This is a genomic window from Sorangium sp. So ce363, from assembly GCF_051520435.1.
Taxonomy (GTDB): Bacteria; Myxococcota_A; Polyangia; order Polyangiales; family Polyangiaceae; genus Sorangium; species Sorangium cellulosum_B.
In genome coordinates this window covers 4,208,614-4,225,979 of sequence record NZ_CP150333.1, presented here as the reverse complement: position 1 = coordinate 4,225,979, position 17,366 = coordinate 4,208,614, and the positions used below count along the sequence as shown (strand labels likewise).

Sequence of the window (17,366 nt, the reverse complement as noted above, 5' to 3'; positions counted from 1 at the left end):
CCATCCTTGCGTCGATCCCGGCGAGGCGCCGCGCGCCCCCGGGATCGAGCCCCCGCCGAGGTACGCCATGAGCCAGTTGCCCCGAGGCCCGCGCAGCCGACTTCTTACGACCTACAAGTTCCTCACCCGTCCGTTCGAGTTCCTCACGCATTGCGCCGCCACCTACGGCGATGTCTTCAACGTCCCCGTGGTCAGCGGCGACGTCGTGATCGCCGGAGGCCCCAGGACGGTGCAGGACGTGATGACGGCGCCGCCCGAGACCTTCCTTCCCTTCGCCACCAAGGCGATCGCGCCGCTCGTGGGGGAGCACTCGCTGCTCATGCTCTCGGACGAGCGCCACAGGCGCGAGCGGAAGCTGCTGACGCCGCCGTTCCACGGCGATCGCATGCGCGCCTACGCGGCGGCGATGGCGGACACCGCCGCCCGCAGGCTCACCGAGGCGGCGCGCGCGCCCCGCGCCATCGCCCAGGAGCTCACGCAGGCGATCTCGCTCGACGTCATCATCCGCGCCGTCTTCGGCGTGGAGGAGCCGTCTCGAACGAGCGCGTTCGCTCGGGCCGTCGTCGCCATGACCGACGCGCTGACCCCGGCGCTGACCTTCCTGCCGCCCTTGCAGCGGGAGCTCGGCGGCCTCGGCCCCTACGCGCGCTTCCGCCGGCGCGTCGGCGACCTGGACGCCCTGTTCCGGGCGCAGATCGAGCGGGCGCGCGCGGCGCCGGGCGACGACATCCTGAGCCTCATGGTCTCGGCCCGTTACGACGACGGATCGCGCATGAGTGATCAGGCCATCTTCGACGAGCTCCGGACGCTGCTGTTCGCCGGGCACGAGACCACGGCGCTCGCCCTCGCGTGGGCCCTCGATCACGTGCACCGCCACCCCGGCGTCCTCGCGCGCCTCCGCGACGAGATCGACGCCCTCGGCCCGGAGCCCGACCCCGAGCGCCTGGCTGCCCTGCCCTACCTGGACGCCGTGTGCAAGGAGGCGCTGCGCGTCTATCCGATCGTCACCGAGTCCCCGCGCCTCCTGGCGCAGCCGTTCCGCCTCGGCGAGCACGAGCTCCTGCCGGGAACGGGGGTGGCGCCCTGCATCCTGCTCGTGCACCACCACCCCGAGCTCTACCCCGAGCCGTCCCGGTTCAGGCCAGAGCGCTTCCTGGAGCGAAAGTTCTCCCCGTTCGAGTACCTGCCGTTCGGCGGCGGACACCGCCGCTGCATCGGCGCGGCCTTCGCGATGTTCGAGATGAAGATCGTGCTCGGCGTGGCGCTGTCAGCGTGGGAGTTCCGCCTGCTCGACGAGCGTCCGCCCCGCCCTGTGCGCCGCAATCTGACGCTGAGCCCCTCGGGCGGCGTCCCGCTCGTCGTGCGCGCCCGGAGCCGCAGCCGCCTCCATGCCGTCGCCGCCTGATCCTGGCGCGAGGAGGCGCACGGGAAGCCCCAGCACGGGAGTGCGCCACCGTGGATGCGACGACACGGCGGACATGGAGGAGAGAGAGAAGATCACGACATAAAACCTCCGTGCTCTCGGCACTTCGGCGATCGTCAGGGGTGGTTCTGGAATAGAGGGGCTCCCCCGCTTGCCGCATCGCCCCCATGCTGAGACGCCTCCTCCGCTCGACCGACGCCTCCTCTCCCTGTGCATCTCTCTCTGGACCGGTCGTGCCGATCGGCGCGGCCATGGGCGCCCTTCGGCAGCGCGCCCCAGGCCCATCGCGTCACGGGCGGCCGCTCACCCGGCTCGGATGGGCTGCCGCGCTGCTCCTGGCGGCGCCCTCGTGCGAATCGGTCACCCCCTCGGTATCGCCGCGCCCCTCCGCGGCGGCGCAAGCAAGGCTGGAGCTGCACGCCGGCGATGCCGACGTCTGGGCCTTCAGCGCGCGCGTCCAGGGCGCCCTCGCCGGAGCGGGCACGCTGGAGGACTGCGCGATCCGGGTGGGCGGCGACGTGTTTCCCGCGGCGATCGAGCAGCAGCGGTTCTTCGCGGACGTCCCGCTGCTCGAGGGCGAGAACGAGATCGTCGCGCGCTGCCGGGAGGCGAGCGCGGGCGACCTGGACTCTCCGCCCGTCACCTACCGCGTCCGGCTGGAGGACACGCCGCGCGCCCGCGCCCGCGCCGCGCTGGCCGGCGGCAAGCTCGTCCTCGACGCGACGAGCAGCGAGCCCAGCGAGCGCTCGCGCGCCGAGATCGTCGCCTTCGACTGGTTCCGGCTGCGCGGCGGCGCGGCGCCGGAGCCGCTCGGGCAGGGCGCTCGCCTCGAGCTGCCGGCGCCCGACGCCGGCGATCAGGCGCTGGTCGAGCTCAGGGTGCGCGACGAGCGCGGCCGAGGCGACGCCGCGCGCGTCGCGCCGCCGCTCGAAGCCGCCTCCGGCAGGGCCGCGCCGGCGTGGATCGACGACGCCGTCCTCTACGGCGTCGTGCCGCCGTTCTTCGGCGATCCGCCGCTCCAGAGCGTCCGCGCCGCCCTCCCCGCGATCGAGCAGCTCGGCGTCACGGCGATCTGGCTATCTCCCCTCTTCGCCGCGCCCGAGGGCGACTTCGGGTATGCCGTCACCGATTACTTCAGCGTGCGCCCCGACTACGGGACCGAGCAAGATCTCCGCGAGCTCGTGGACGACGCGCACCGGCGCGGCCTGCGCGTGCTGCTCGATCTCGTGCCCAACCACACCTCGGCCGAGCACCCGTATTTCCGGGAAGCCGAGCGGCGCATGCGCCGCGCGCACAGCTTCGCCTTCTACGATCGCGACGACGGCGGCGAGCCGACGCATTACTTCGACTGGGAGCACCTGCCGAACCTGAACTACGACAGCGCCGAGGTGGCGCGCTGGATGCTCGAGGCGTCGCTTCACTGGGTGCGCCGGTTCGACATCGATGGCTATCGCGTCGACGCCGCGTGGGGCATCAAGCAGCGGCGGGGCGAGCTCTGGTCCCCCTGGGCCGCCGAGCTCCGGCGCGTGAGCCCGCGTGTCGCGCTGATCGCCGAGGCCTCGGCGCGCGATCCGTACTACCTGCAGAACGGGTTCGACGCGGCGTATGACTGGACCGAGGAGCTCGGACACTGGGCCTGGAAAGACGTGTTCGGCGCGCCGCGGGGCATCGCGGCCCGGCTCGGCGCGGCGCTCGCCGCCACCGCGGCGCGCGCCGAGCGCCCCGAGCGCACGCTCAGGTTCATCAACAACAACGACACGGGCGCGCGCTTCGTCACCCGCCACGGGCCGGGGCTGACGCGCGTCGCCGCGGCGGCGCTGCTGACCCTGCCGGGGATCCCGTGCGTCTACACGTTCGACGAGCTCGGCGCCGAGTACGAGCCTTACGGCGGCCTCGCCCCGGTCTCACGGCCCCCGCGCGGCCAGCTGGCGCGGCATTACGAGCAGCTGATCCGGCTCAGGCGCAGTGTCGCGGCGCTCCGGTCGCCGGGGCACCACACGGTGCACGCCGGGGGGCCGGACGACGAGGTCTTCGCCTATGTCAGGCACGGCGACGACGCCTCCCGCTTCGCGCTCGTGGTCCTGAATTTCAGCGAGCGATCGGTGAGGAAGCGGCTCACCGTCCCGGAGCCGTTCGCCGCCCACGCGCGAGGCGGCCTGCGCGACGCGCTGAGCGGCGCCGGCGCACACCTCCGGGCCGGCGCCCTCGCGCTGGACCTCGCGCCCTGGGACGTCCGCGTCCTCGTGCCGCGGTAGGACGCTGGAGTCGGAGCCGAAGCACGCCGAGGTCGCCCGCGCAAACCTCGATCGCGCTGGGCTGGCCGACATCGTCGAGCTGCGCCTGGGGCGAGCGCTGGACACGCTGCCAAAGCTCGCCGCGGAGGGCCGCGGCCCGTTCGACCTCATCTTCATCGACGCCGACAAGCCGAGCAATCCCGACTACTTCGCGTGGGCGCTCAAGCTCTCCCGCCGCGGCAGCGTCATCGTGATCGACAACGTCGTGCGCAAGGGGGCGGTCATCGACCCCGAGAGCGCCGATCCCAACGTCCAGGGGGTGCGCCGCCTGAACAAGCTGCTCGCCGCCGAGCGACGCGTGAGCGCGACGGCGATCCAGACCGTGGGCAGCAAGGGATACGACGGCCTCGCGATCGCCCTCGTTACCGAGGATCCGTAGCCGCAGCAGCCGAGCGTCTGCCGGGCGCTCCTCGCGCCCTCTCACGCCGGCCCACAAAAAACAGAGCGCCCATTCGACGGCGGGGGGGGAAGCCGTCACGGGCGCTCTGCCGTGGTTACCTAGCAGGACACGGGCCAGGGCTTCTCCGTACTTGTTTCAAGGACTTACCCATCAGGAAGTCCCTGAAGCTTTCGATCCTGAGATGGTCGCTTGCAGACCTGGTAGATGCGCTCGCGCGGCGGCCCCAGGGCCGTGCGGCGGCGGTCCAACGCGATCACCGCTCGTCGTCGCCGGGATCGACGCCCTCCGTCGCCTCGGCTTCCGGCTCGCCCTCGGCGGCCGACTTCTCGAAGGTCGCGGCTACCCGCTCCTGGCGAAGGCGCTCCGGGCACGGAACCACCCACAGCGCTGGGTGCCTCATCGCGCATGCGGCGGACGTCGCTGAGAATCTAAGATTTCAACGCAAAGGCGCAAAGGCGCGAAGACGCAAAAAAGCGCAGAGAGAATGCAGAGCATCCATCGTGTGCTCAATGGATAGCAAGAATAGAACTACACGCCCCTCTCGTGTCTTTTTGCGCCTTTGCGCCTTTGCGTTCAATTCTCCGGTCTCCCGCTGCGCGTCGACACGTCCACGCACCGCCTGTGCGAAGCCGGTCGGGGAGCAGGCGACGCGTCCCACGGATGCCCTCGACGCATCGCTCAGAAATGCGATGCGATCGGGCGCCTCGCGGATGCCCGCAAGTCGTTCCGTGCTTGCTCGGCCCGTGCGCCCACAGATTGTGCGGGGGGAGCCCTAAAAAAAAGAGCGCCCATTCGACGGCGGGGGGGGAAGCCGTCACGGGCGCTCTGCCCTGGCTACTTAGCAGGACACGGGCCAGGGTCTTTCCGCACCCTTTTCAAGGACTTACCCGTAAGGAAGCCCCTGAAACTTTCGTTCCTGAGATCACCGCTTGCAGACCTGACGGATGGACTCGCGCCGCGACCGCAGGGCCGAGGTGCGCGCTGGGCTCCGCGCGAAGAATGGTCCACCTCGCGACCAGCCCGCCTCGGCGAGCCGGACGCGGTCCGGGCGGCCGAGGAAGGCGATGCCGCGCTCCAGCATGAACTCCGGTCCGGAAACAGGCCTGGCGCCATGGCGACGAATCAGCGCTTGAGCCCGGTCCGCGCGAGCCCCTCCACGAAGTACCGCTGCGCGAACAGGAAGAGCACCACGAGCGGCAACATCGCGAGGGAGGCGCCCGCCATGAGCACGGCCGGCTCGCCGCCGTAGGCGTTCTGGGTGCCGGCGATCATCTGCTGGATGTTCATCTTCTGCGGAGAGGTGATGTAGACGAGCGGCCCGAAGTAGTCGTTCCAGGCGGCCTTGAGCCCGAGGACCGCGAGCGTCGCGACGGCCGGCCCGGCGAGGGGGAAGATCACCCGCGTGAACGTCTGGAAAGGGTTCGCGCCATCCAGCGTCGCGGCCTCGATGAGCTCGTCCGGAATGCTCGCGAAGTACTGCCGCATCAGGAAGATCGCGACCGCGCTGCCCGTCGCGCCCGGCACGATGAGCGGATAGTAGGTGTCGATCCAGCCGATCCGGGCGAAGCCGACGAACTGCGGGATCAACGTGACCACGCCGGGCAGCATCATCGTCGACAGGAGCGCGGCGAAGATCGCGTCACGCCCAGGAAAACGGAGCTTCGCAAAGGCGTAGCCGGCGAACGAGGCGGTGAGGAGACCGCCGAGGGTGGAGGGGACGGCGATGAGGAGCGTGTTCCAGGTGCCGCGGAGGATGTCGATCTCGGCGAAGGCTTGCCGGTAGTTGGCGAGCGTCGGGCGGGCCGGGATCCAGCGGATCGGGACCGCGTAGATCTCGTCCGCCGGCTTCACGCTGGTGCTGATCATGAACGCGAAGGGCGCGAGCACGAAGACGGCCACCAGCGCGAGGACGGCATAGGAGAGGAGCCGGAGCGCGCGGCGCTCTCGGGACCTCCGGCCGCTACTCATCGTGCACCCAGCGCCGGGCGAGGCGGAACTGGAGCACGGTCACGATCATCACGAGCGCGCCGAGCACCCAGGCCATCGCCGACGCATAACCCATCTGGAAGTACTGAAAGCCGGTGAGGTAGAGATAGAGCATGAACGTCGCCGAGCGGAACTCCGGGCCGCCGCGCGTCATCACGTAGACCTGATCGAAGCTCTGCAGCCCGCCGATGACGCTGGTGACGGCGATGAAGAACGTCATCGGGCTGATGGCCGGCAGGGTCACGTGCCGGAAGCGCTGCCAGGCGTTCGCCCCGTCGAGCTCCGCGGCCTCGAGGAGCGATCGCGGCACGCCCTGGAGCGCGGCCAGGAAGAGGACCATGTTGTAGCCGAGCCCGCTCCAGATCCCCATCACGACGAGCGCGGGCTTGACCAGGCGCGGGCTCGAGAGCCACGCGGGCGGGTCGGCGACGCCGAGGGCGCGGAGGTACGTGTTGATGAGCCCGTAATCGGCGTTGTAGATCCACTTCCAGAGCAGCGCCGCGGCCACGATCGAGCACACGGAGGGGATGAAATAGACGGTGCGGAAGAACCCCTCCAGCCTGAGCTTCTGGTTCAACAGGAGCGCGAGCAAGAGGGAGATGGCGATGCCGATCGGGACGCCGAGGAGGTAAAAGGCCGTGTTGGCGAGCGTCCGCCAGACGAAGAAATCCCGGGCGAAGAGGCGAGCGTAGTTATCGAGGCCGACCCAGCGCGGCGGCGTGAGCACCTCGAAGCGGGTGAAGCTCAGATAGAGCGACGCCAGCATCGGGCCGAGCGCGAATACGACGAAGCCGAGCACGGGGACCGCCACGAACGCACAACCCCAGCGCGCCTCGGCGCGGGCGCGCGGTATCTGCTTCTTCAACGCGCTGCCTCCGGTCCGGGGTTGTTCTCCCGCATGGTTTGCTCGACGACCGGCGCGAGGGCCGGGAGCAGCTCGCGCGCGCGCCGTTCGCCGCGCCATACCTGGGGGATGAAGCTCGAGAAGACCTCGTGCCAGAAGGCGTTGGGCAGCTCGGTCTCGGGGCTCGGGCGGCTCGTCTCGGCGGCGCGCAGGAAGACCTCGGCGTGGGCCGGCCGCTGCCCGGGCTGGAGGAAGGCGGCGGTCGCGGCGACCGATCGCTGATTGGGCACCTGGAGCCCGGATCGGGCCAGCTCGCGTTGTCCCTCGGGGCCGGCCAGGTACTCGATCAACGTGAACGCCTCGGCGATGCGCCGGCTCGCGGCGCTGACGGCGAGCCCCACGGAGCCCGACCAGCTCACCGAGGTCATGCCCGGCTTCGGGACCGGCACGGGCGCGACATCCCAGTCGAAGCGCATCCGGCGATAACGCGGGACCATCCAGCGACCATCGATGTGCATGGCGACGAGCCCGGCCTCGAAGAGCTCGCTCTGCCCGGCGCCGCCGCTGCGGGCGAGGTTGGGCGCCACGTGATGGCGGAGGGCCAGATCCGCGCACCACTGCACCGCGTCCATCGACACGTCGGCGTCCATGAGCCACCGGCGCGGCGGCGCGTCCACGATCTCGCCGCCCGCGGACCACACCGCGGCTTCATAGGGATATCCGCTGATCCCCCAGTGCTGGACATACCCTTCGCGGTACGTGAGCGCGCGAAAGGCAGCGATGGCCTGGTCCCAGGTCATCGGCACCTCGGGATCCGGCGCGGGGACGCCGCGGCGGCGCAGCGCGTCCTTGTTGTAGTAGAGCACCGTGGGGCCGATGTCCTTCGGCAGCGCGTAGAGGCTGCCCTCGTGGAGGACGCGGCCATTCCAGCGATAGCGGTCCAGGGCGGTCGGCCAGATGTCGGCGAGGTCGAGCGTCCGACTCTCCTGCACGAGACCGTCGATGTCGCGCAAGACGCCCTGACTGACCATCTCGCCGAACGCGCCGTCGGGCACGTAGAAGACATCGGGCGCGCGCTTCGCCACGATCATCAGCCGGAGCTTGTTGAGGTAGTCGTAGCCGACGCCGGGCACCTGCGTGTACTCGACGTGGATCTCGGGGTGGATCCGCTCGAAGGCGGCGAGCGCCGACCGCATGATGGCCCGCTCCTCCGGCATCCCCCAGCCGACGAAGGTGATGGTGGTGCGCGCGACGCGCGAGGGGGGATCGGCCTTCGAGGCGCATCCGGCGGGCGAGATGGACGCGCACCAGACCACGAGCCAGAGCGCGCGACGGGCCACCTCAGACCCGCTCCTCGGTGCGCGGATCGAACAGGTGGACGTGCTCCGGCGCGGCGGCCAGCGTCACGCGCGCGCCGACGGCCGGCGTCGTGCCGCGATCCAACCAGCGGGACACGATCGCGGCGTCGCCGACGCGCAGGTGGACGTACGACTCGAACCCCATCGCTTCGACCATCTCGACATCGCCCTGCACGCCGAGCGACGCGCCGGCGGGCGCCGGGCCGAGGTGCTCGGGCCGGACGCCGGCGATCACCCGGCCCTCGCGGTGCTCCGGCGTCCTCGGCAGCGCGAGCCGCACGCTGGACGCCGAGAGCACCGAGGTCGGGCCGTCGAGGCGGAGCTCGGCGGGGATCAGGTTCATCGGGGGTGCGCCGATGAACGTCGCGACGAAGACGTTGGCCGGCCGGTCGTAGAGCTGCTGCGGGCTGTCGTGCTGGAGGAGCGCGCCTCCGCGGAGGACGGCGATCCGCTCCCCGAGGGTGAGCGCCTCCGTCTGATCGTGGGTCACGTACACGAGCGTCGTCCCGAGGCGACGATGCAGGCGGCGGAGCTCGGCGCGCATCGAGCTGCGCAGCGCGGCGTCGAGGTTCGAGAGCGGCTCGTCCATGAGCAGCACGCCCGGCTCGCGCACGATGGCGCGCCCGATGGCCACGCGCTGCTGCTGGCCGCCCGAGAGAGCCCGCGGCTTGCGCTCGAGGAGGTGATCGATCGCCAGCGCGCGCGCCGTGGCCTCCACGCGGCGCTTCACCTCGTCGCGCGGCACGCGGCGGAGCGCGAGCGAGAACGCCATGTTCTCGAAGCACGTCATGTGCGGGTAGAGCGCGTAGCTCTGGAAGACCATGGCGACGTCGCGCTGCTTCGGGGGCACGTCGTTGACCACGCGGCCGCCGATGGAGAGCGTCCCGCCGTCGACGTCCTCGAGGCCCGCGATCATCCGGAGCGTTGTCGACTTGCCGCACCCGGAAGGCCCGACGAGCACGAGGAGCTCGCCGTCCTCGATGCGCAGCGACAGGTCCTCCACGATGGGCGCGCTCCCCTGGTAGCGCTTGTACACATGCTCGAACGCGATCGCGGCCACGCTTCCGCCTCCTCGGCGCCGCTGCTCGTGAACCGCGGCGTGGGCGAGATCAAGCTGCCGGGCGAGCGCCGCCTTCGCGTCGCCGGGCGAGCACCCAGCTGAACGCCGAGCCAAGGATCTCGGCCAGATCCGCGACGTCGTGACCGCGCGCGACGAGCTCTTCGGCGATCACGCTGCCAATGTAGCCGGCTCCGCCGGTGACCAGGATGCGCATGAAACCTCCTAACTTTGTGGCCGGGGGTCACGCTCCGCGACGTAGCGCGCGAGCGCGTCGTCGAGCGACGGCAACAAGAGCCCGCGGCCGCTCCCGAGCGCGCTGTACCGCGGGCGCGGCGCCGCCAGGCCGAGCGCGCGGCTCGGGCAGCGCACGAGCCGCGTCGCGGGGACGCGCGCGAGCGCCGCGCTGCGCGAGGCGAGCTCCGCCCAGCTCGTGGCGTCCCGGTTGGCGAGGTGCCAGATGCCGCGCTCGCCGTCGATCAGCAGATCGAGGGTCACGTGCACGAGATCCGGGACGTAGGTCGGCGAGACGATCACGTCGTCGGCCGCGTGGAAGCTCCGGCCCTCGCCGAGGGCACGCAGCGCGGCGCCGACGAAATTCGCTTCGTCCCAGGGACCGAAGAACGCGGCGGTGCGCACCACCAGCGCCTCCGGGAGGATCGCCAGGACGTTCCACTCCGCCGTCGCCTTGCTTCGGCCGTAGACGTTGAGCGGCCGCGCGGGATCGGTCTCCACGTACGGCGAGCGCTGCGCGCCGTCGAAGACCAGATCGGCCGAGAAGGTCACGAGCCGCGCGTCACGCCGGCGACACGCGATCGCGAGCACGGCGGGCCCCAGCGCGTTCTCGCGCTCGCAGCGGTGCGGCTCGCGCTCGGCCTCGTCGACACGCACGAACCCCGCCGTGTTGACGACGGCCCACGGGGCGAACCGATCGAGGGCGCGCTCGACCGACGCGGGATCGGCGATGTCCATCTCATCGCGCCCGATCGTGCGATGGGGCAGGCCGCGCAGCGCGCACAGGCGCGCGAACGCGCGGCCGAGCGTCCCCTTCGCGCCGGTGATCAGGATGGGCGGGCCGGCGGCGGCAGCCTCGGGCGCGGGCGCGACGGCCGCGACCGGACCGTACGTCAGCCGCCCCGGGCGCCGCCACCAGCCCGGCGGGGCGAGCACGGGATGATCGAAGCGATCGCCGCGCGCGAGCGCGGAGACCAGCCGCGCGAGCGCCGTGGACCGCGGCTCGGGGCCGCGCACATCGAACACGCCCGGCTCGTAGTGCCCGCGCTCCTCGGTGACGAGGCAGCTCCAGTCGAAGCAGCCGAGCAGCGACCACGCGGTGACCGCGCGCACGTCCGCGCCCGCCGCGCGCGCCGCCTCCGCGGCGCGGAACGCCTCGACAAGCCAGCGAAGCTGCTCCTCGCGCGGCCCCCCGAGGTGCACCTCGCTGATCGCCACGGGCCGGCGGTAGCGATCCCAGACCTCCTGGAGCCGCGCGCGGTGCCCGTCGATGCCCTCGGCGACCGCGCGCACGGCCTCGACATCGGCATACGCGTGCTTGCCGTTTCCGCCGTGCGACCAGGCGGGGTAAGAGGCCAGCCGCTCGTCGAGGAATCGCTCGCTCGTGATGTAGTAGTTGATGCCGAGGATGTCCGGCGGACATGGATCCTCGACGAACCACGCGAGCTCGGCGGGCGAGGCGCCCCACCCGAGGAGCAGCGGAAAGAGCGGGTGATCGCCGTTCACGCGCCCCGTGAGCAGATCGAAGCTGAGCCAGCGCCGGTGATTCTCGTGCTCGGCCTGGTAGGCGAGCAGCGGCGTGCTCGTCGTCTTGCCGACATCCTCGGTCTGGATCAGGCGCGCCCGGGGGATCACCTCCCGGATGGCGCGCATGGCGAGCGCGATCGCGCGGCACTCGGTGAGCAGCGCGCGCACGAACATGCGCGGATCGCGGCCGTGCGGGTACCAATGCCCGTAGAGGCCCGAGAAGCGGGCCGTCGTGAGCGGCTCGTTCACCGGCGTCCAGTCGGTGACCCACGGATAGCGCTCGGCCGCCGCGCGGGCGAAGCGGGCGAGCCCCTCGGAGAAGCCCGGATCGACGAGGCTCGTGTAACGCGGGCCGCTGCCGTGGTGGACGAGCCCGATGATGGGCCGCACATCGAGCGCCCGAAGCCGCTCGATCCGCGCGTCGGCCCAGCCGAAGTCCAGGCGCTCCGGCCGATCGGGCGCCGTCTGCTCCCAGAGCACGGGCATGCGCAGCGCCTGGATCCCGAGCGCGGCGAAGTGATCGAGATCATCGAGGCGGCGCGCGTGCCCGCTCCGATCTAGCTGGTGGTGGTACACGTCGCCGACGCGGTTGACCGTGCACTCCACGCCGCCCCAGATCTCGAGGGGCGCCCTCGCCTCGTCCGCCATGGTCAAGCCGCCTTGGCCGCGGCGAGCTGTCGGTTCGGCACGCCGGCTAGCTTGGCATAGAGGGTGAGCGCCTGCGCCACCACCTGGTCCATGTTGTAGTAGCGATAGGTCCCGAGCCGCCCGGCGAAGTGGACGCCGGGCGTCTCCTTGGCGAGCTCCTCGTACCTGCGGTAGAGAGCCGCGTTCTCCGGCCGCGGCACGGGGTAATACGGATCGCCCTCGCCCTTCGGGATCTCGTAGACGATGGTCGTCTTCGGGTGCACCTGGCCCGTGAGGTACTTGAACTCGGTGACCCGGGTATACGGGTTCTCGTTCGGATAGTTGATGACCGGCGCGTCCTGGTACCTCTCTTGATCCTTGGTCTCGAAGTGGAACTCCAGGGATCGATACGGCAGCTTTCCGAAGCGATAGTCGAAGAAGGCGTCGACGGGGCCGGTGAAGATCACCTCGCGATGAGGGATCTCGCTCTGCATCTCGCGAAAAGAGGCGTTGAGCAGGATCTTGATGTTCGGGTGATCGACCATCCGCTCGAACATGCGCGTGAAGCCGTGGAGCGGCATGGCCTGGTAGGTGTCGGTGAAGTACCGATCGTCGCGATTGCTCCGCACCGGCACGCGCGCGGTCACGGCGGCGTCGAGCTCGGACGGGTCGAGTCCCCACTGCTTCCGGGTGTAGTGCTTGAAGAACTTCTCGTAGAGCTCGACGCCGACCTTGCTGACGATCACGTCCTCGCTGGTACGGATCTGCTCGCGTCGCACGGCCCGGGAGGCGAGGAACGCCTCCACCTCGGGTGCGCTCAGGCGCAGGCCGTAGAGCTGGTTGATGGTGTCGAGGTTGATGGGGATGGGGACGAGCTGCCCGTCCACCCAGGCGCGCACGCGGTGCTGGTACGGGCGCCACGCGGTGAACTGCGAGAGGTACTCGAAGACCTCCCGCGAGTTGGTGTGGAAGACGTGGGGGCCGTACCTGTGCACCAGGACGCCGGCGGCGTCGTGGTGATCATAGGCGTTGCCGCCGATGTGGGGGCGGACATCGCAGAGCACCACCTTCTTGCCCGAGCCGCGCGCGAGCCGCTCGGCGAGCACGCAGCCGGCGAAGCCGGCGCCGACGATGAGATAGTCAAACATCGGCGCCCTGCCGCGCCGCCGGGCGCCGGCCCACCCTCAGCACGCCGTCGAGGAGCTTCTCGATCTTCGACCATGTCGCGTCCCACGATCCCTGTGCGAGCAGCGCGTCGGCCCGCGAGAGCCGCGCGGCGTGGTCCTCGGCGAGGTACGCCTCGACGGCGGCCACGAAATCGCCCGCGGTGTCGGCGATGCGCGCGAGGCCGAGCTCGCCGTAGGGCCGGACGACATCGCGGATCGACGTGGAGACGACGGGCTTGCCGCCCGCGAGGTACTCCGGCGTCTTGGTGGGGCTGATGAAGCGCGTGGCCTCGTTGCGCGCGAACGGAAGGAGCGCCACGTCCCAGCCCGCGAGGTAGGCGGGCAGCTCCTCGTAGGTCTTCTTGCCTAGATAGTGAATGTTGGGCGCGCGCGGCAGGCTCGCCGGATCGATCTTCACGACCGGACCGACGAAGACGAGGTGCCACCCAGGCCGGGCGGCGGCCACGCCGGCGATGAGATCGAGATCCATGCGCTCGTCGATGACGCCGAAGTAACCGAGCCGCGGGCCCGGAATCGTGGCCTGATCGGCGGGCGGCGCGAGCGGCCGGCGCGCCGCCGCGAAGTGGGCGATGTCGACGCTGCTCGGGAGCAGGTGCACGTTCGCGTGCAGCGCCCTCTTGGACTCGTAGAGGCTGCGCCCTCCCGTGAAGACCACGTCGGCGCGGCGGAGCAGCTCGGCCTCGTGATGCTTGAGCGCGGGCGGCGCGCCGGCGAACGCGGAGAGCTCGTCCATGCAGTCGTACACGACCGCGCTGGCCGCGAGGTGCCGCGAGAACAGGAGCGCCATCGGCGTGTAGTACCAGAGCACGTGATCGTCGATGCCGAAGCGATCGAGCATGGCGTCGACGAGATCGCGCTGTAACGCGTGGATCCGCGCATCGTCGAGGCCTGGTGGCAGGTGCGGCGTGACGACGCGCACGCCGTGGCGATCGACGTGCGCGGCCTCGATCCGCGGCGGCCCGTCGCTCCACACCGGCTCCTCGAAGAAGAACACGCGTCGCGTGCGTGCGCAGCGCGAGAGGAGGTGTTGCGGGCGCTGGAAGACGAAGCTCCAGCGCAGGTGCGAGAAGCAGACGACGTCCGGCCGCCGTTTCGGGCTCATGCTTGTCCTCCTCGATGGCGGCCGCGGCGCGGCTGATGTGCACGAGCGTGCCGCCGGGGAGGGGCAATACAAGGAACGTACCTGACAGGAAGTACGTGTCACGAACAGCAGAGCTCGCGAGCGAGTGCTCACGCCCTCGAGATGAGCACCTCGGGGTGAACCCGGATCGGGCGTCGTACGCCCGCGCAACGCGCTCGGCCACGGCGCAACCGGATCCGCGCTTCGCGAGGATCACCACCGCGCCGCCGAAGATGGCCCGCTCGATCGCCCGAGGGCCACCTCCATCGCGGAGCTCGGCCGCCTTTCAACCGTCCGGTTTGGCGAGGCTCCGTTTGAACATCACTCCTCCCCGGCGATCACCTCGTCCATGATGATGCCTTCTTGGCGCGGGCCGGCGCACTCCGCGAGCTCCATCGGGTCGGGGTGCACCTGCCCGGCGGCCCGGCCGCGCGTGGCGGCGGCGATGGCGTCGATCAGGAATTTCGGCGTCCGATCGGCGTAAAGCAGCCCGTTGGCCTCCTGGTAGGTATCGGTGAGCTGCGTGTAGCAGAAGCCCGCGAGCAGCGGTGTCGCGCGCACCACGGCGAGGAGGCGCTCGTACGCCCGCTCCAGCGCCGCTGGGTTGTCGGCGGAGGTGTATCCCCACGTGCCGGGGCGGCGGAGCGCGATACCGCCCATCTCCGAGAGCACGATCGGGTGCTCCAGCTTGCGCGAGTGGCCGTCGAGCACGAGCACGCGGCCGCCCGGGCGCTCGCGCCGGAAGAGCCGAGGGCGACACTCGCCGCCGTCGTAGCGCTGGGCGATCCGGGCCGGATCCGGATCGTAGTCATGAATACCGATGATGTCGGTGGCCACGGCCTCCCAGCCGTCGTTGCCGATCACGGGGCGCGTCGGGTCGAGCGTCTTGGTGAGGTGATAGAGCGCCTTGACCCCGTGCCGCTCGCGCGGGCTGTCCGGCAAGTTGGGCACGCCCCAGGACTCGTTGAAGGGCACCCAGGCGATGACGCACGGATGGCTGAAATCGCGGTTGATCGCCTCCGTCCACTCGCGCGTCAGGCGCTCGATCGAGAGGGGCGTGAAGCGGTAAGCGCTCGGCATCTCCTCCCACACGAGCAAGCCCAGCCGATCGGCCCAGTAGAGATAGCGCGGATCCTCGATCTTCTGGTGCTTCCGTGCGCCGTTGAACCCCATGGCGCGCGTGAGCTCGATGTCGCGCCGGAGCGCGTCGTCGTCGGGCGCGGTCATCCCGGTCTCGGGCCAGTAGCCCTGATCGAGCACCATTCGGAGCACGAGGGGCCGCCCGTTGAGCAGCACGCGGTCGCCCTGCACCGCGATGGATCGGAGCGCGGTGTAGCTGTGCACGCGATCGATCGTCTCGCCGTCGCGGGTGACGAGCTCGATCTCGGCCTCGATGAGCGTGGGTGACTCCGGGCTCCAGAGCAGCTGGTTGCGCGAGTCGTCGATGCCCGGATCGGAGAGCGCGATCCGGCGGTGGACCTCGCCGAGCACGACGGCGTAGCTGTCCTCGGCGAGCAGCGCGCCGTTCGCGGTGAGGCGCAGGCGCAGCCGCAGTCCGTCCCGGCGCTCGCCGCCGATCCGGGCGTAGAAATCGAGCTCCCATCGGTCGAGGCTCGACTGCCAGCGGAGCGCCGCGATCGAGCTCGCGGGCACGCGCTCCATCCACACCGTCTGCCAGATGCCGGTCGTGCGCGGGTACCAGATGGAGTGCGGTTCGAGCTGCCAATCCTGCTTGCCGCGCGGCTTGGCGAGGTCGAGCGGATCGTCCTCTGCGCGCACGACGACCTCGACGGCGCGCGCCGAACCGACGAGGTCGGTGATGTCGACGCTGAAGGGGGTGTAGCCGCCGGCATGATGCGCCGCGCGGCTCCCCGCGATCCAGACCGTCGCGTCGTAGTCGACGGCTCCGAAGTGCAGCATCAGCCGCTCTCCACCGCGGAGCTCCGGCACCGCGATGGTGCGCCGGTACCAGACGGCGCGGAAGAGGCCGCGCGCACATACGCCGCTCCGCGGGGTCTCCGGCGCGAAGGGGACCTCGATGAAGCTCTCCCAGGCGACGTCGGCGGGCTCCCGGAAGCGCGCCTCGGGATCGAGCGCGAAGCTCCAAGTACCGTTGAGTGATTCCCACCCGGCGCGCCGGAGCTGCGGCCGCGGGTAGCCATGCGCGCGCCCGCCGGCGATGGAGAGGTCTGCTCCGGGGGACGGCTCGGCGGTGACGGACGGGCGGTTCATCCTTCGAGGTGCTTCCTTTGCTGTACGGCGGGGCAGACCTTACAGCGCCTCAGGCGTCACGCCATGCCGCCAGCGCGGGTTTTGATCCGCGCGGTGGCGCAGATCTCGCCGACGCACGAATCACCGGACAATAACCGTCTCTCCATGAGTCCGCGAATTCCGGCGTTCCGAGCGGGCCCGGCGGCAAGCGGGCAAGTGGCCTCGAACGGTGGGCTGGATCTGACAGGGAAGCTGCTTGCCGCGAGCTGGTCGAGCCTCACTCGGCGTAGACGGCCACCGTCGCCGTGCACGAGGCGTTGCCGACGCAGCCGGCGCGGAAGGTGTAGTAATCCGAGAGCGCCGCGACGTGCGTCGTCTTCGGCATCTCGGAGCAGCCGATCGTCTCGGCGGAGTCCACGGCGACCTGGACGCCGTTGCGATCGAAGAGGCGGATGTACGACATCCCCGAGCGGCTCGCCCCGTAGAGCACCGCCGCGCAGGTGCCGAAGGAGATCGTCTCTCCGGCGGTGAAGAAGTACGCCTGGTCGACGTAGTTGGTCGTGGCGTAGTTCGTGCTGCTCCTCGAATACGAGAAGGTGCCTTTGCCGCGCGCGATCGCGACCGTCCCGCTGCACGAGGAGAAGCCGTCACAGCCGGCCCGGATCTGGAAGGGCCAGCCCGTCGACGACGTCGTATAGCGGATCTGCGCCGAGATCGACCCCGAGGGGCCGTCGTTCGCCGAGGCCACCTGCACGGGCGACCCGGAGCTCAGGTCGAAGAGGCGGAGGAACGTGTCGCCCGAGGAGCTGGCGCCGACGATGCCGGTCGTGCCGATCATCACGCGCCTGCTCGGGTTGATATTGAGGTTGAAATTGGCCGTGTTCACGGTGGCGTTGTTGGTCGCGCTCCGGCTGAAGGAGAAGACCGATATCGCCTCCTCCGCCTCGCCCACGACCTCGCTCTGCTCCTCTTCGCTCAACGCCTCGGCCGCGCAACCGGCCGAGAGCGTCATCGTGAAGGCCAAAAGGACTCGTTCAAACCAGCGGGTGTTCATGTTCTTCCTTCGCTGCCTTTCTCTGGGGTCGCGCGGGCGCGTGA

The 17,366-nt window shown here is 70.5% G+C and carries 13 protein-coding genes and 1 pseudogene; 3 read left to right on the top strand and 11 right to left on the bottom strand.

Annotation, left to right across the window (positions count from 1 at the left end):
• Positions 1-67 precede the first annotated feature (67 nt).
• The 3 genes and pseudogenes from WMF12_RS16105 to WMF12_RS16095 form a co-directional block, all read left to right on the top strand.
• Positions 68-1,405, top strand: a complete 1,338-nt coding sequence (locus WMF12_RS16105) for a cytochrome P450 (RefSeq protein WP_437872404.1) — start codon at positions 68-70, stop codon at positions 1,403-1,405.
• A 185-nt stretch (positions 1,406-1,590) separates the two neighbouring features.
• Positions 1,591-3,678, top strand: a complete 2,088-nt coding sequence (locus tag WMF12_RS16100) for an alpha-amylase family glycosyl hydrolase (RefSeq protein ID WP_437872403.1) — start codon at positions 1,591-1,593, stop codon at positions 3,676-3,678.
• A pseudogene (locus tag WMF12_RS16095) lies at positions 3,671-4,096 on the top strand (O-methyltransferase); the annotation flags it as partial. The gene WMF12_RS16100 and the pseudogene WMF12_RS16095, both read left to right, overlap by 8 nt.
• A 274-nt stretch (positions 4,097-4,370) precedes the next feature.
• Here the strand turns inward: WMF12_RS16095 and WMF12_RS16090 are convergent.
• From WMF12_RS16090 to WMF12_RS16040, 11 genes are all read right to left on the bottom strand, one after another.
• The gene (locus WMF12_RS16090) at positions 4,371-4,517 is read right to left on the bottom strand and encodes a hypothetical protein (protein ID WP_437872402.1); all 147 of its coding nucleotides are present in this window, start codon (positions 4,515-4,517) and stop codon (positions 4,371-4,373) included.
• A 722-nt stretch (positions 4,518-5,239) separates the two neighbouring features.
• A complete protein-coding gene (locus WMF12_RS16085) occupies positions 5,240-6,085 on the bottom strand; it encodes a carbohydrate ABC transporter permease (RefSeq protein ID WP_437872401.1) in 846 nt (281 codons plus the stop codon).
• Complete coding sequence (locus tag WMF12_RS16080; RefSeq protein WP_437872400.1) at positions 6,078-6,968, bottom strand: carbohydrate ABC transporter permease; 891 nt, start codon at positions 6,966-6,968, stop codon at positions 6,078-6,080. Before WMF12_RS16080 ends, WMF12_RS16085 begins: the two co-directional genes overlap by 8 nt.
• Positions 6,965-8,287: an ABC transporter substrate-binding protein gene (locus WMF12_RS16075; RefSeq protein ID WP_437872399.1), complete on the bottom strand. Its 1,323-nt coding sequence runs from the start codon at positions 8,285-8,287 to the stop codon at positions 6,965-6,967. The genes WMF12_RS16080 and WMF12_RS16075 overlap by 4 nt, the downstream gene beginning before the upstream one ends.
• Before the next feature lies 1 nt (position 8,288).
• On the bottom strand, positions 8,289-9,365 hold the full coding sequence (locus WMF12_RS16070) for an ABC transporter ATP-binding protein (protein ID WP_437872398.1): 1,077 nt from the start codon (positions 9,363-9,365) through the stop codon (positions 8,289-8,291).
• Between the two features lie 49 nt (positions 9,366-9,414).
• Positions 9,415-9,579 (bottom strand): NAD-dependent epimerase/dehydratase family protein, encoded by a 165-nt coding sequence (locus WMF12_RS16065; protein ID WP_437872397.1) that lies wholly within the window; start codon positions 9,577-9,579, stop codon positions 9,415-9,417.
• 8 nt (positions 9,580-9,587) lie between these two features.
• The gene (locus tag WMF12_RS16060; RefSeq protein WP_437872395.1) at positions 9,588-11,771 is read right to left on the bottom strand and encodes a sugar nucleotide-binding protein; all 2,184 of its coding nucleotides are present in this window, start codon (positions 11,769-11,771) and stop codon (positions 9,588-9,590) included.
• 2 nt (positions 11,772-11,773) lie between these two features.
• On the bottom strand, positions 11,774-12,898 hold the full coding sequence (glf, locus tag WMF12_RS16055; RefSeq protein ID WP_437872394.1) for a UDP-galactopyranose mutase: 1,125 nt from the start codon (positions 12,896-12,898) through the stop codon (positions 11,774-11,776).
• The gene (locus tag WMF12_RS16050; RefSeq protein ID WP_437872393.1) at positions 12,891-14,039 is read right to left on the bottom strand and encodes a glycosyltransferase family 1 protein; all 1,149 of its coding nucleotides are present in this window, start codon (positions 14,037-14,039) and stop codon (positions 12,891-12,893) included. The genes glf and WMF12_RS16050 overlap by 8 nt, the downstream gene beginning before the upstream one ends.
• Positions 14,040-14,378: 339 nt before the next feature.
• A complete protein-coding gene (locus WMF12_RS16045; protein ID WP_437872392.1) occupies positions 14,379-16,289 on the bottom strand; it encodes a glycoside hydrolase family 2 protein in 1,911 nt (636 codons plus the stop codon).
• A 256-nt stretch (positions 16,290-16,545) separates the two neighbouring features.
• Positions 16,546-17,322, bottom strand: a complete 777-nt coding sequence (locus WMF12_RS16040) for a hypothetical protein (RefSeq protein WP_437872391.1) — start codon at positions 17,320-17,322, stop codon at positions 16,546-16,548.
• Positions 17,323-17,366 lie beyond the last annotated feature (44 nt).